Source organism: Streptomyces sp. NPDC008086 (genome assembly GCF_042957325.1).
Taxonomy (GTDB): Bacteria; Actinomycetota; Actinomycetes; order Streptomycetales; family Streptomycetaceae; genus Streptomyces.
The window spans coordinates 96,697-110,530 of record NZ_JBIBIA010000013.1 but is presented as its reverse complement, the minus strand read 5'-3'; the positions used below and the strand labels follow the sequence as shown (position 1 = coordinate 110,530).

Genomic DNA, 13,834 nt, shown 5'->3' with positions numbered 1-13,834 from the left:
CGAAGGGGTGGAGAGACGGTTTGGCGCTGGGCTGGAGCGTCACGGGGTGGGCGGTGCTCGGCCTTTCATCTGCCGGACCGCCTTTTCAGGGCGTAGTTGCGGGCTTGTAGGAACTCGTCCTGCCACCACCGGCTTTCACTGACGTGCTGCCAGGGCGCGGGAGTGGCGAAGGAGCCGATCGCCTCGAACACCTCTGCCGCGCCGGGCAGGCCGCAGGCCGTCAGCGTGTAGGCCAGGTAGTTCAGGTCCACCAGGGAGCAGGTGCTCCAGTCGGTGATGTGGGCGAACCATCCATCTCTGGCCAGCCCGACGTAGTACTGGACCTGGTCGTTGGTCCAGAATCCGAGCGTGCTGGCGACCTGCCCGCTTGCTGTCCGTGTCCGGTATTCCTCGACGAAGGCGTACAAGGGGAGGGTGAGCAGTACGGATCCTGGCTTGGCTTGGGAGGCCACCCACCTCGTGAAGTCCACGGCTCCATGTGCGCGGGCCTGGAAGCACTGGAGCATCCGCTGGTAGGCCTCCCGGTTCGGCGAATCCCGCCGGTCTACCTGCCAAAGCAGCGGCCATGGCCCGCGCGGCAGCATGGATTCCGGCGCATTCGCCCAGTGCTCCACGAGATGCCATTGCCTGTAGTCGATATCCAATTGGGCAAGGGCGAGCATGCACACCCAGGGCACGGGGTCTGCCGGCCAGCGGCGAGCGGCGTCCTCGCATGCCGCGCGCGCGGCGCTGACCCTGGGGAGCAGGGTGTGACGGTCTGCTGTGCTGCGGTGAGCGGCCAGAACCCGGTGGGTCATGACGCGTGCGCGCATCATCAGGGCGTTCGCGTCTCCGGGGTCCTCTGCACACCAGGCCGCGATGGCGTCACCCTTCGCAGCGCTGGCCGCCAGGACCTGAGTACGGGACGTGCGCAGCGTCCAGCTGCGGGTGTTGGCCAGCAGAGCCTTGGTGGAGAGCCAACGGCCGATCAGGATGTCTTCCAGGGCCAGCCGCAAGTCTTCGTCGTAGCCCGCCGGATGGGGGGTCAGGGACATGTCAGCAGCCATCGGGGTGCCCCCACGACGTTCCGAGGAACGGCTGCCCGTGGTCGTAAACCGGGGCACCGTGCACAAGCGCGGGGTTGTGATCTGAGTGCGCGCTGACCGTCTCACGGGTTTGGGGCGGGGCGGGCTGCATCTGGGGTGTCCTCGCGAGGGGGATGTGGGGGGGTGGTTGGGTTTGTGGGTGGCTCCGGCCGCCCGACAGAGAGGGAAAGTGGGCGTCCGGAGCGGTCACCCCGAGGGCCAGTGCACGGGGAAGCCCGCGGGGGATCCATGGCGCGCGCCGATCAGGGCACGGCGCGCAGTTGTCTTCGCCGCTCGTCGGCAAGGTCGTCGCAGCTATCGGTGTGCAGGTATCCACGCATGCCACCGCTCGCGTCCGACGCGAACAGCGCTCGCTCGTATCCCTCGCCGTCCGCGATCGGCTGCGAGCAGGCCCCGCACACCTTCCGCAGTACGGCCTCCTCGATCTCGTCTCGGCGGGTCGGCGGACCGAGAGGGCCCGGATTCTTGTACAAGGCCAAGAGCGCGCGAGCGATGACCGAGAGGTCTTGGATGTGGCACGCCTGCGCGGCCGGTGAGTCGCCGGCGCCTTCCTCGATGAGGTGGTGAGCGCGCACGATGACGTGCACCGCGCAGCGCCGGTACTCCCCACGCATGCGAGCCGCAGAACGTGTCAGCTCGGGTACGAGGAGCTGCACATGCCCGATAAGCCTGTCGCGGAGCTGCTCCCGCTGCTCGGGCTCCTGCGGACAACAGGCCCACACTTCGAGCCCGGCCGTGTACGCCTGCCGAATCATGGCCGCATCGACCGGCGCCCGCTCGCTACTGCCCACCGCGGCCCCCTAGGGCCTCCGCGTCCTCGGCAGCCTGGATGGCGGCGAGATACGGCTCCAGGAGAGCGCCCCCAGGAGTCACCTCAGCGCACAGCAGCGCACCCGTCTCCTCATGGGCCGGAGGCACGAGCCAGCCGCGGGCGCCCACCGTCTCCGGGTGACACACGGTGGACGGGGGAAGGAGGACCAGCGTCCCCGGCACGAGGAGCGTGGAGCGGGGAGCGGACCAGCGGGGCGCGGAGCCGCGTTCGAGGATGAACTCCCCGCCGGACGGTCCGAGGATGACGGGCCCTACCCGGCGGCCGGCCTCACGCATCCGCCGGACGGTGTCCTCCGCCACGGCACCGGGGGTCAGGAGGACGTCGAAGCCGAGGCCGACAGGGACCTCCGCGAGGTGCCCTCGGCTCCATGCTGTGAGGACCTGCCCAAGGCGCCCTGTGGACGTGAGCCACGACATTGGGCCCACGGCGGGGGCCGCCCGCATCTCCCGTGGGAGCGGGCGGGGCGTGTGGAGCGCGGGTACGCACGTTAAGGCATGCGTGGTCACCGGCTGCCTCCCTCTGCCCGGGCTGCTCGCCCGTCGCGGACCAGCTCCTCCACCTCGTCCACCAAGCAGAGGTCCCCAGGGGACTCCATGGGGCGGCACCAGTACGCGCGCCCCTGCGGCTCAGTGAGCCGGATCGACGGGACACCGAAGTAGTTGTCACTGCGCAGGCACTCCACCCCGGGGAAGTCCCGGTCATTCCACCGCCACGCGGTGGTCCCGGGTACCAGGGCGTAGTACAGCTGTGCGTGGAGGTCCATGAACACCGCGCCGCCGTCGAACCACTGGCGGAGGAAGGCGTCCACCCTTTCCAACTGGTCCGTTTTGGCCACGGCCCACACCAGGTGAGCGGGAATCCGTACGGCGGCAAGGATGCCGCCGCAGGCAAGGAGCGCGATCCCCCCTTGGTCGTCCCATTGGCGGCGCGCAAGGTTCTGGTCCTCTGCGGCGCCGAGGAGCCAGTGAGTCACGGCGAGCTGGCGTTCTGGCAGGGTCGTCACACTCGTTGCCTCAAGCCCGCCGCCTTCCGAGTCAACCGGCATCTGCTCTCTGGACGTAACCGCTCTCGTCACAACGCCTCCCGACCTTGCGGGCTCTCATTCGTATCGCTGTCGTTGATAAGGAAGTTGGCCCAGACGTCCTTGCCGCCGTTGATGAGCGAGCATCCGAAGTCGTCTGCGGAGGCCACAACGAGATGCAGCCCCAGACCGCGCTCGGCCTCAAGGCCAGCGTGGGCGAGCTGCGGTAGAGCGACGTCGAAGTCCCGTACGCAGATATTCAGCGCTCCGGGCAAGCGCGTGACCATCAGCCGTGCGCTCCTCGCCCCCGTATGCGCGTCAGGCTGCGTGTGCCGAAGGACGTTGGTCAGCAGCTCCGTGACCGTCAGCGCGACGCGGTCAGTCAGGCGGGACAGGCCCCACAGCTCCAAGTGGGCGCGCACGATGGCCCGGACGCTGGGCACGGCCTCGGGGGTGACGTCGAGGTCTATCTCCAGCTGTCCCGGCTTGCTGCGCGTCATCGCGCGCACGCCGGTTGCTGGCGCAGCGGGTACTTCCAAGAGGAGGTCGGCCATCTCAGATCCACTTCGGTCTGGCGGAATCCCCACCAATGAGTTCTGACTGCGGTGTCTACTGGTGGAACCGGTCGGCAACCATTCAGTCAGGCCGCGAGACCCGCGTGCAGATCCGGATGCGGAGACCTGAGATATCCGCATCAAGACCTAGGGGACGCTGATGCCGCAGCCCGAGAAGGAGCTCAAACCCGACGCCTCACCACAGGAGTGGTTCGGCGCGGAACTGCGCTACTGGCGCAAGCGCCAACCCGGTTTGACCGCCGCCCAGTTGGGGCCGATGGTGCAGGTCAGCCCGGATATGATCTCCAAGATTGAGAAGGGCATATACCGGTGCCAACGGGACCTCGCTGAGCGCCTGGACGCCGTCCTCGAAACTGGCGGAGTCCTCACCCGCGCGTGGGGGATGGTGTGGGGTGATGCGGATAAAAAGCGGGGCGATGCGGATAGTGTCCGCAAGGGGCCGGTGGAGGGCGCCATTCAGGTCCACCGAGGCCGCATGCTGGGCGGAGAGACCTCAGCCCCGCTACTTGGGAGCGTTCCGCCAGTGGACCGACGCGCCTTCCTGGCTTACACCAGCCTTGCCGCCATCGCCCCGATAGACCTCGCCGGCCTCGTAGCTCCGACTGCACCACCTGAGATCCCGAAGCGGATTCGGCCGAAGGAACTCGATCACCTCAGTCTCATCGCGGACGGCATTCACCGTTGGGACAACACCCAGGGCGGTGGGGGGCTGGTCGGCGACTTCGCGAGTCGCTCCCTGGCATGGGCCGTACGGCTGCTGTCCGTCGACTGCCCGCAGCAGCTCCGCCCCGATCTCCTCAGCAGCGTCGCGAGGTTGGGAATAGTCGTCGGCGCGACCCACTTCGACGCCTACTCCCACGACGAGGCCCGGGTCGCCTTTAAAGTCGCCTCCGAATGCGCGGAGGAGGCCGGCGACTGGTGGCTCCGCGCGAAGACGTTCTCATTCCTCTCCCGTCAGGCGACCTGGCTCGGCGATCCGGATGCGGGCCTGACGTACGCAGAGAAGGGCCTTGTCCGCTCCGATCGGCTCACCCCGACGATCCGGGCCATGATGCACAGCGCCCGCGCCCGCGCCTTCGGCAAGATGCACGACGTACAGGGCACGATGGCCGCAGTCGGCGAGGCCGATGACGCCTTCGCCCACTCGAACCCGGCCGAAGACCCCACGTGGATGCACTACTACGACGAAGCGCAGCACCACGGCGACACGGCACACGCGCTGTGGGACTTGGCCATCCACGCTGAGCAGGACCCGGGGCGGGCTGCGGACCGGTTCGCGAAGGCGGTAGCCGGACACAGCGACGACTACGCCCGCTCGCGCGGGATCTCCGGTACGAAACTGGCGTCGCTCGTCATGGCGAAGGGTGACCCGATGCAGGCCATTGCTCTCGGCCACAGGGCCCTCACCGACGTCGGCCGTCTCACCTCACAGAGGGCAGCCGACGATCTGAAGGAACTTCGCCGATTCGCCGGACAGCACCGCACGCTGGAAGAGGCGGCGCACCTGCGCCAGCGCATCACGGCTACCTTGCAGGCATGACGCTCTCGGATGGCCCCGCCCGCACCGTACTGGAAGAAGCCTGCGGCGCCGCTGGCTTCAACCCGGCAGGCGCCGAGCCCGTTCGCATGGCCGAGAACGAGATATGGCGCCTCCCCGGTAAGGTGATCGTCCGCATCGCGCGCGCCGGCCAGTGGAAGGCGGCCGTCCGTGAGGTCCGCGTCGCCCGCTGGCTTGCGGACAACGACGTGCCGGCCGTCCGCGCACTGCCGATCGAGCAGCCTGTAGAGGCCGCGGGCCGCCCCGTGACATTCTGGGTTGAGCTCCTGCCGCATGAGAACGGCACCGTCCGGGACGTCGTCACGCTGCTGAAGATGCTCCATTCGTTGCCCAAGCCGGACTTCCCGCTTGACCAGCTCGACCCGTTTGTACGGCTCGCTGAGCGGATTGATGCGGCGACGTCCCTATCGGAGGATGATCGGGAGTGGCTGCGGCACCGGCATGCGGAACTCCGCACGCGGTGGGAGCACAAGCCCGCCGGGCTGGCTGAGTGTGTGGTGCACGGTGACGCGTGGGTCGGCAACGTCCCCCGGACCGCAGATGGGCCGCTCCTGATGGACTTTGAGCGGGTCTCCATCGGCCCGCCGGAGTGGGATCTCGTCTCCACCGCGGTCAAGATGACGACGACCGGCGCCGTGACCGAGGACGAGTACGCCGAGTTCTGCGAGGCATATGGGGCGGACGTCACCGCGTGGGAAGGGTACGAGCTCCTCGCCGGGGCTCGCGAGTTGCGCATGACCACCTACGCAGCCCAACACGCGGCCACGCGGTCAGAATGGCAGGCAGAGGCTCAGTACCGCGTTGACTGCCTGCGCGGCCGAGCAGAACCACGCCCTTGGCACTGGAAAGGGATCATGTAGCGCCCGAGTCGGCACGGGAGTCTCCAACAACTCGGCCCGCAGGGCAGCTGCGTCGGCGTCGAGCAGGGCGTCACGATCGCGTTGCCCGGCTGCAAGTGCCCGGGGCAGCATTCCTCACCGGGGATCAGCCAGCGCACCAACCGATCGCATTGCGAAGATCGCAGAGAAAGAGGCGTCCCGGTTTCTGGGTAACTACACCCCCTGGAAGGTCTAGGAGCCCCGCGGCCTTGAAGGCGTCATCGTCTGCGACCACCGCGCCGGGCGAGAGCGCTGCGCTTCGAGGTCGACGGCCGCGCGGTGTTCTCCGTCTACGCCCGGCATCCAGGACACGGCCGAACCCGTTCCTCCAGAGGGGTTGCGGGTTCGGTCTGCTGGCCGTCCATCTTGTTCTGGAGCAGCGGTGGCCACACCTCGGCTTGACGTGGGGCCACCGCTGCTCCCTGCTGTCACGGCGGGTCGACGGTCACTCGCAGCATCCGTCGCTCGCGCACCCGGTGCTCTGAACTGTCGGCGCCGCCTCCCTGCAGCCGCTGTCCGTTTCCCTGTCGCAGCGCGCGTCGGCCCCCGGATCCAGGGTGCCGGTGGCGGTGCAGTCGTGCTGCTCGTGTTCGTGGTCGCCGTGGTGGTGATGCCCGTGGTCCTGGTGCGGTTGCTGCTCGGCCATCATCGATTTCCCTCCGTGCGAAGTGAGTTGTACGGATGCAGAGGACCCACGGTGGGGCGCGAGGTCGTCGCACGGCGGGCTCAGCCCGCCAGCCGGTCGTCGGCGGCTGGCGGGCGCGGGTGGTTGTTGATCTGCGACGGAGCGACCTGTTGCGGCACGGCGCCGTATCGCGGCTGCCATGCGGGCGATCCCGGAGTCTCGGGCGGGGCCGGAGAGGAGGCGGGGAGCGCGGCAAGGAAGTCCTCGGTCCGGCGCTCGACGTCATCGAAGTGGGTGCCGAGGCTGGTTTGCAGCCGAGTGCGGTACTCCGCCACCAGGGCTCGCAGTTCGGTGAGCTGACGTGCAACGACCGCCTTGGAGCTCTCCAGGGCGTCGAGGTCCGCGCGTGTCTGTTGCATCTGGTGGTCGTCGACGTGCGTTCGGTCGGCCGCGTCTTGCTCGATCTGCTCGGCTCTGCCTCTGGCGTCGCGTTCCAGTTGCTCGGCGTGGTCCCGAGCTCGGCGGACGATCTGGTCGGCCTCGGTGCGCGCGGCGGCGAGGGTCTGGCCCGCGGTCTGCTCGGCGAGGGCGATGATGCGGGCGGCGATCTCGCTGTCCTGGCGGGACTCGTCGGGGACGGGGTGGCGGAGGTCGGTGGGTTGCTGCTCGCGCAGGGAGCCGTTTTCCCGGTACAGCCGGTCGATGGTGTACTCGACCTCGTGCAGAAAGTCGTCCACTTCGCGCAGGTCGTAGCCCTCGCGCAGGCGCACCGTCGTGAACCACTTGTGGTGCACGTCGTCCGATGTCAGTAGGGGCTTTTCCTGGCCGGGGAGTTCGGGATGGCGGTTCTGGTGTTCTGAGTCTCCGGCGTTCGTCGCGGATTCATTTCCGCAGCATGCGTCGCCCACAGCCTATTGCACCTTCCTTTCGTCCTATGTGGGTGCGATCCGGGCGGGAGTCAGTGTGCGGCATAGAGAAGGGCTCCCATCGCGAATGTGGTGACGGCGGCCGTGACCAGGTGCCAGCTGGGAAGCTGCCCTTTTTCCCGCTTGAGCGCCGCGAGTCTGAGCCCCACGACGGCAATGCGCAGAATTACGCCGGCCACCAGGGCGAGCGCCACCGGCAGCACGACCTCCGGGAGGGGGCGGACGATGGTGATGAGCACACCCACAGCCGGACTGACACAGGCCACCGTCAGCCAAGGGGTGAGGCGCTGTTTCGTCTCCCGCAGCATTGCCGCGAGCGCCAGTCCGTCGCTGGCGGAGCCCACCATGAGAGTGAGCAGTACGGGCAGGGAGAAGGCCAGGGCGAGCGCGGTTCCTTCGACGAGGCGGTGCGTGGCCAGCGCGGCCGCCGCTCCCAACCCCACCGAGAATGCGCCTGCCGTCTCCTTCACCCTGCGGTGACGTCCCGGCGTGTGGGCACCCGCGGCCTGCGCGGCCATGTCCGCGTCGCAGCCACAGCCGTTGCGGGTGAAGACCGTCATCACCAGATAGCCGACCACTGCGGTGGCCATCGCGATCCAGGCCGACAGGCCCACGGCTGTCGCCTCGTGCCACGCCTCTGGCAGGAGGTCGACGGTGGCGGTGATCAGCATCATGCCTGAGGCGATCACCAGCACGAGGGCGGCTTGTCCCGAACTTCGATGGGCGAGCAGAGCTCCCGCGACGGTGGCGGCCGCCATGGCCACCACCGCGATCCACGCGGCACCACTGAAGAACGTGAACGAGTGGATGGCTTCTGGCAGCTGGACCGACTCCACGACCGACGTCACAACACCCTCCTGTGGTTCTCCGGAAAACTCGCACGAACCACGAGTCCTCTTGTCGGAGAGAAGAATTTCGTTGATTTCTCGGCAGGATTGACAGGAAGATGCGACGCACCCTCGGATTTGACGTGACTCGCTTCGATCGTCCCCGTGGGCGATGGCTGAAAAACCACCGGTAAGTGCCTTAAGGGCGGGGTGGATTTACCGGAAGGGTGATCGTATGAATTTGCGTGGGAACTCTCGTCGTTCACGCCGCCCTGTCGCCGGAAAGTTCCGAGCCCCGTGCGCTTCCCGCGTGGACCGGGCCGTGCGGGTCCGAGCAGTGCGCGTCGGCAGGTGCTGTGGACGCGCGAGAGACGTGGTCGACCTGAAGGGTGACGTGGTCGATGCTGTACCGGTCATGAAGCAGGTGCTCGGCGGCCGTACGCACCGCGTGGCAGTCGGCGTCGGCCGCGACCAGGATGTGGGCGGACAGCGCCGGGTAGTGGGAGGTGACCTCCCAGACGTGCAGGTCGTGGACCTCGGTGACGTGATCGATGGAGGCCATCCGGGCGCCGATCTCGTCGGGGTTCAGCCCCGCCGGAGCCGCTTCCATGAAGACGCGCCCGGAGTCGCGGACGAGTCCCCAGCCCGCCTTCAGCATGAGGGCGGCGACGACGAGGGCGGCGATCGCGTCGGCGCGGGCCCAGCCGGTGAGCCACACGATCAGGCCGGCGATGGTAGTGCCGATGAACGCGTACAGGTCGTTGAGGAGGTGCTGGAAGGCGCCTTCGACGTTGAGGCTCGACCGGTTGGCCTTGCTGATCAGCCAGGTGGCTGCGATGTTCACGGCGATTCCGGCCGCACCGGTGACCACCACGTACAGGCCCTCCACGTCGGGCGGCTCGATGAGACGGTGGACGCCCTCGTAGACGAAGTAGGCGCTGAGCAGGAGCAGGGTGAGGCCGTTGACCTGGGCGGAGACGATCTCGGCGCGTTTGAGGCCGAAGGTGAACCGGCCTCGGGCGGGCCGGGCGGCGATCCGCATGGCGATGAGTGCGAACACGATCGCGGCCGCGTCGGTGAGCATGTGCCCGGCGTCCGAGATCAGCGCCAGCGAACGGGCGATGAGGCCGATGACCACCTCTACGGCCATGAAGCCGGTGATCAGTACCAACGCCCCGGTCAGGTAGCGCTGGTCGGCATCCGCGCTGACCCCGTGTTGATGCCCGAGAGTGTGTGCGTGGCCTTCGGCGTGGCCGTGGCCGTCGATGTGATCGTGCTGGCCCATGACTGTCCCTTCAGACGTGCAAAGTCGTGCGAGAGGAGGGAGATTGATGGGGCAGGGCGGCGGCGCTGTCGGTCAGCAGCAGCCCTTGTCCTCGGCATCGGGGCAGGCGGCCTCGGTGTTCACGGCCAGCACCGTGCCCATCAGGTCGCCCACGGCGTGGGCGAGCCGGGGATCACTTAGTTCGTACCGGACGCGGCGGCCCTCCGGGACGGCGACGGCGAGGCCGCAGTCGCGAAGGCAGGCGAGGTGGTTGGAGAGCCGGGGGTGACTGATGCCCAACTGGTCCGGGTCCGCCAACTCGACGGGACAGTCGGGGCGTTCACGCAGGGCGAGCAGGAGTCGGCAACGGATCGGATCGGCCAGAGCGCGCCCGAAGCGCGCGAGCCCCTCGGCCTGGGTGGCAGCGACGAGCACTCTTTGACAGTACAGCGAATCCTGAATTCATCGCTAGGTGTATCACTCTAACGAGTGCGTGGGCGTGCGACGGTCCGCGGCGCTTTCACTGCCGCGGACCGCCGGTTCTGCGCGACTATCTCGGGGCGGAACCGCGTTCCTTGAGCATGTCGGTCATCAACTCCATCTCCGACTGCTGGCCCTGGACCATGCCCTGGGCAAGCTGCTTCTCGGTCTCGACCCCGCATTGCCTGACGCAGGCTTGGGCCATGTCCACGCCTCCCATGTGGTGGTCGTACATGAGCTGCAGGTAGAAGACCTCTGCCTGCCGGCCCTCCAGCTCGCGGAGCTTGTCCAGTTCGGTATTGCTGGCCATGCCCGGCATCAGGGAGCCGTCCCTGGGCTCGTGGCCCATGTGCCCGCCGCCCTCCATCCAGGCCATGTACCCGTCGGGCGAGGTCTTCGGCAGACCCCACAGGTCCAGCCAGCCCTGCAGCATGCCGCGCTGGTTGGCCTGGGTCTGGGCGACGTCGTACGCCAGCCGCCGGACGTCCTCGTTGTCCGTCTGGTCACGCACGATGTAGGACATCTCCACCGCCTGCTGGTGGTGAACGGCCATGTCACGGGCGAAGCCCGCGTCGGCCGATTCGGCGGCCGGCGTCGAGACGGTGGAGTCGTCGCTGCCGCTGTCGGCGGTCAGCGCCCACACCACCAGGGCCAGTACGACGACCACCACCGCGGCGATGAGCAGCGGCAGCGTCGCAGGCCGGGGTCGTGCAGCGCCGGTTTCGGTGTCGGCCATGTTGGTCTCTTCGGTCAGTGTGTCCACGTCGCTCACGCTTCAGTCAGTCCGCCACCGCACGTGGCGCCCTTCTCCGGAGTCTGGGCGCCCTGGACGTACTTGGTCAGGAACTGCTCGACGCGGGGGTCCGACGCCTTGTCCACGGTGAGCTGGTGACCCCAGGCCGAGAGCGTGATCGTCCCGGTCTGGTCGGTGGCCGGGCTCATCAGGGTGTACGGGGTCGTGGAGACCTTGTCGCCGAGCGTTTTGATGTCCGCGTCGGTGGCCTTGTCGTTGTAGGTGACCCAGACCGCGCCGTGTTCGAGGGAGTGGACGGCGTTCTCGTTCGCTATGGCCTTGGTGTAGACGTTGCCTTCGCAGGTCATCCACGCCTTGTTGTGGTTGCCCCCGACGGGCGGGTTCATCGGGTAGTCGACGGTGCCCGTGACGTGTTTCTGGGTGAGCTTCTTCGCCTCCCAGGTCTTCTCGCCACGCACCGGCTTCTTCGCCTCGGCGGCCTGCTGCTCTTCCTTCTCGTTCGCGCTGTTGATGGCGTACGCGCCCCAGCCGGCCAGCCCGACGACGATGACCGTGCTGAGGGTGATGGTGATGATCCGGTTGCGGCGCTCCCGGGCTCTCTCGGCGCGGCGCATCTCCTCGATCTTGGCCCGCCGTGCGGCGGAGGCCGCCTTCTTGCTGGTCTTGCTCATGACTGTGGGTTCCTTCTCCCCGCCGCACGGTGCTGTCGGGCGGCGGTGGGTGCAGGGGGTGGATGGACGGCTGTCGTCAGCGGTGCCGCGAGTGCACCGTGCTGCGGCGTCCGTCTAGATCCGTTGCACCTGAAGGACGTGGAGATCGGGAGCGCTGGCAGACGTCACGGGTTCCGTGAAACGCGACGGGGTCTGCGGTTCTCGGGGGAGATCCGGCATGCGCGGCAGAATCGCCTGCAGAGGTTGGGCCGGAGCGAGGAGCACGGCTCGAAGGCCGTCGCCCGCTGGGCCGCAGCACATGTCGCCGGCGGGGCAGTCAGTCGGGTGCGCGAACGAAGCCGCGTGGTGACCGCCGACCGGGGCGCTCGTTGGGCTCGCGGGCGCGGACGCGACAGTCATCGAGGCGGTGACGGGATCACTCTCGGGGTGGACCGCAGGCCCCAAGCACACGACCAACGCGGCGAAGAGCGTCACCAGGGCAGGGCAGAGCGCCGCGATTCGCGTGGTCCACCACGCTCGGCGGGTTGTGTTCTGCGTCCGTCTGCCCATCACACGTGATAGTAGGCGGTTTCCGTGGCCAGGCAGGAGGCTTCGCTCGATGCCTCATTGGTCATGGCTGGCCTCATCCGTCTCGGGATCGACGAAGACGGCCGGGCAGTCAATTGGTGCCGGCGTCCAGCGCCCGCGGGGGCCCCGATTCCGGCCCACGTGGCCTGTGGACTCCCGAGGCGACCTATATAGCGTGCGGGCGATCCCGATGATCGACGGGGACGCGGGATTGGCCCGTCCGTTGATCAGGAAGGAGAAGCGGCGGATGTCCTGGATCGTCAAGCCCGCCTCCCGGATGGCGCGTTCGGTGTCGCGCGTGAGTCGGCGACCGCCACCGAACATCCGCCACGGCAGGCCATGGCCCTCTGTATGCGCAGGAAGCCGGACCGTTCAGAGCGCACATGCTCGTAGAAGCGCAGCTGACCATCCGGCTTCAGGGCCCGCCGGACCTCCTCTGCCAACGCACCCGGCACGTCCGCGATCGTGCACAGCACCAGCGAGCACACCGCCACGTCGAAGCCGTCATCTTCCAGCGGCACATCCTCCGCCCGGCTCGCAACCAGCTCCACCCGGCACCGATGCCTCGGCCGCCGTATCGGCCGGCACCCGCAGCCTCGGCTCCGGCTCAACTGCGACGAGCTGGGCCACTTCGGGTGGATGGTGCCGGAAGTTCGAGCCCGTCCCCGCCCCGATCTCCACCACCCGACCGCGCACGCCCGCCAGCATCTCCCTGCGGTGCTCGATCGAACCGTGCGCCTCGGCGAAGGCGTTCATGCGTGGATAGAGACGCGCGAAGAGCGGATTCGACACCGCCTTGCCCATGACCTCCTCCTCGGTCGTGGCGGGCCGGGCACCCGAATGATCCTGCTAAGTAGATTAGTAATAGGCTCGCGTGGGCGGCCCGAAGTGGCGTGCCGCCCACCGCTCCGCCCTGCCCCGGAGGCCATTCGTGAGCCAAGGTATATCCGAAGTCGTGTCCAGCGGCCCGCTCCTGCTGGCGGCGCCACTCGCACTGCTCGCGGGCGGGGTGTCGTTCTTCTCGCCGTGCAGCCTGCCGCTCGTGCCCGGCTACATCTCGTACGCCACCGGCGTTTCGGCGGCCGATGCGCAGGCGGGCCGGGAGAGCCGGGGCCGGATGATCGCCGGGACGGCGCTGTTCATCCTCGGCTTCGCCACCCTGTTCGCCAGCTACGGCGCGGCCCTCGGGTACGCGGGAAACCAACTCCTCGAATACCAGGACCTGATCACGCGGATCCTGGGGGCACTCACGATCCTGCTCGGGCTGCTCTTCCTGGGAGCCTTCGAACGCGTCCCGTTGGCCGGACGCACCTTTCGCATCAGCTACCACCCGCGTGCCGGACTGGTCGGGGCCCCACTCCTAGGGGTGATGTTCGGCCTGGGCTGGACCCCGTGTATCGGCCCCACCCTCTCCGCCGTGATGAGCCTGTCCTTCACCACCGGCGGCGCGGGCCGCGGCGCACTGCTCGCCTTCGTCTACAGCATCGGCCTGGGCCTGCCGTTCCTCGTTGCGGCCATGGGCTTCCAACGTGCACTGCGGGCCTTCGGGTTCGCCCGCCGCAACGCCCGCGGCATCATGCGCTTCGGCGGCGCGATGCTGGTGATCGTCGGCATTCTGCAGGTCAGCGGAGCATGGACCTACCTGGCAGGGCTGCTGCGCTACTGGATCGCGGGCTTCCAGCCGGCGCTTTGAGTCCCGGAATGGCCCGGAACTGCCGACGCTGCCCGTCAGCAGGCCCACTGCCAAGTCGGCCTGGCCCGCGCCGTGCGG

At 68.3% G+C, this 13,834-nt stretch carries 16 protein-coding genes; 3 read left to right on the top strand and 13 right to left on the bottom strand.

The window, feature by feature from the left end:
- Positions 1 to 65: 65 nt before the first annotated feature.
- The 5 genes from ACFZBP_RS36925 to ACFZBP_RS36905 all read right to left on the bottom strand — a co-directional run bounded on the left by ACFZBP_RS36925 (position 66) and on the right by ACFZBP_RS36905 (position 3,492).
- On the bottom strand, positions 66 to 1,046 hold the full coding sequence (locus tag ACFZBP_RS36925; protein WP_391420002.1) for a hypothetical protein: 981 nt from the start codon (positions 1,044 to 1,046) through the stop codon (positions 66 to 68).
- Positions 1,047 to 1,327: 281 nt separating this feature from the next.
- On the bottom strand, positions 1,328 to 1,876 hold the full coding sequence (locus ACFZBP_RS36920) for a DUF6415 family natural product biosynthesis protein (RefSeq protein ID WP_391420000.1): 549 nt from the start codon (positions 1,874 to 1,876) through the stop codon (positions 1,328 to 1,330).
- Positions 1,866 to 2,192, bottom strand: coding sequence for a hypothetical protein (locus ACFZBP_RS36915; RefSeq protein WP_391419998.1), 327 nt, complete (start codon positions 2,190 to 2,192; stop codon positions 1,866 to 1,868). Before ACFZBP_RS36915 ends, ACFZBP_RS36920 begins: the two co-directional genes overlap by 11 nt.
- Before the next feature lie 227 nt (positions 2,193 to 2,419).
- Positions 2,420 to 2,920, bottom strand: coding sequence for a hypothetical protein (locus ACFZBP_RS36910; RefSeq protein WP_391419996.1), 501 nt, complete (start codon positions 2,918 to 2,920; stop codon positions 2,420 to 2,422).
- Between the two features lie 68 nt (positions 2,921 to 2,988).
- The gene (locus ACFZBP_RS36905) at positions 2,989 to 3,492 is read right to left on the bottom strand and encodes an ATP-binding protein (RefSeq protein ID WP_391419994.1); all 504 of its coding nucleotides are present in this window, start codon (positions 3,490 to 3,492) and stop codon (positions 2,989 to 2,991) included.
- Positions 3,493 to 3,652: 160 nt separating this feature from the next.
- On the opposite strand from ACFZBP_RS36905, the gene ACFZBP_RS36900 reads away from it, so the two are divergent.
- Together ACFZBP_RS36900 and ACFZBP_RS36895 are read left to right on the top strand one after the other, a co-directional pair.
- Positions 3,653 to 5,053, top strand: coding sequence for a helix-turn-helix domain-containing protein (locus ACFZBP_RS36900; RefSeq protein ID WP_391419993.1), 1,401 nt, complete (start codon positions 3,653 to 3,655; stop codon positions 5,051 to 5,053).
- The gene (locus ACFZBP_RS36895) at positions 5,050 to 5,931 is read left to right on the top strand and encodes a phosphotransferase (protein ID WP_391419991.1); all 882 of its coding nucleotides are present in this window, start codon (positions 5,050 to 5,052) and stop codon (positions 5,929 to 5,931) included. Before ACFZBP_RS36900 ends, ACFZBP_RS36895 begins: the two co-directional genes overlap by 4 nt.
- Before the next feature lie 744 nt (positions 5,932 to 6,675).
- Here the strand turns inward: ACFZBP_RS36895 and ACFZBP_RS36890 are convergent.
- The 8 genes from ACFZBP_RS36890 to ACFZBP_RS36855 all read right to left on the bottom strand — a co-directional run bounded on the left by ACFZBP_RS36890 (position 6,676) and on the right by ACFZBP_RS36855 (position 12,867).
- Positions 6,676 to 7,482, bottom strand: coding sequence for a DivIVA domain-containing protein (locus ACFZBP_RS36890; protein WP_391419989.1), 807 nt, complete (start codon positions 7,480 to 7,482; stop codon positions 6,676 to 6,678).
- Positions 7,483 to 7,532: 50 nt separating this feature from the next.
- Positions 7,533 to 8,348: a hypothetical protein gene (locus tag ACFZBP_RS36885; RefSeq protein ID WP_391419987.1), complete on the bottom strand. Its 816-nt coding sequence runs from the start codon at positions 8,346 to 8,348 to the stop codon at positions 7,533 to 7,535.
- A gap of 241 nt (positions 8,349 to 8,589) precedes the next feature.
- A complete protein-coding gene (locus tag ACFZBP_RS36880) occupies positions 8,590 to 9,612 on the bottom strand; it encodes a cation diffusion facilitator family transporter (protein ID WP_391419985.1) in 1,023 nt (340 codons plus the stop codon).
- Between the two features lie 72 nt (positions 9,613 to 9,684).
- Positions 9,685 to 10,026 (bottom strand): metalloregulator ArsR/SmtB family transcription factor, encoded by a 342-nt coding sequence (locus tag ACFZBP_RS36875; RefSeq protein ID WP_391419982.1) that lies wholly within the window; start codon positions 10,024 to 10,026, stop codon positions 9,685 to 9,687.
- Between the two features lie 115 nt (positions 10,027 to 10,141).
- Complete coding sequence (locus ACFZBP_RS36870) at positions 10,142 to 10,807, bottom strand: DUF305 domain-containing protein (protein ID WP_391420107.1); 666 nt, start codon at positions 10,805 to 10,807, stop codon at positions 10,142 to 10,144.
- 32 nt (positions 10,808 to 10,839) lie between these two features.
- A complete protein-coding gene (locus ACFZBP_RS36865; protein ID WP_391419980.1) occupies positions 10,840 to 11,496 on the bottom strand; it encodes a DUF3105 domain-containing protein in 657 nt (218 codons plus the stop codon).
- An 827-nt stretch (positions 11,497 to 12,323) separates the two neighbouring features.
- Positions 12,324 to 12,584: a methyltransferase domain-containing protein gene (locus tag ACFZBP_RS36860; RefSeq protein WP_391419978.1), complete on the bottom strand. Its 261-nt coding sequence runs from the start codon at positions 12,582 to 12,584 to the stop codon at positions 12,324 to 12,326.
- A complete protein-coding gene (locus ACFZBP_RS36855) occupies positions 12,568 to 12,867 on the bottom strand; it encodes a hypothetical protein (protein WP_391419975.1) in 300 nt (99 codons plus the stop codon). The genes ACFZBP_RS36860 and ACFZBP_RS36855 overlap by 17 nt, the downstream gene beginning before the upstream one ends.
- Positions 12,868 to 13,018: 151 nt before the next feature.
- Between ACFZBP_RS36855 and ACFZBP_RS36850 the strand changes: the two genes are divergently transcribed.
- Entirely contained in the window at positions 13,019 to 13,756 is a 738-nt protein-coding gene (locus ACFZBP_RS36850; RefSeq protein ID WP_391419973.1) for a cytochrome c biogenesis protein CcdA, read from the top strand.
- Positions 13,757 to 13,834 lie beyond the last annotated feature (78 nt).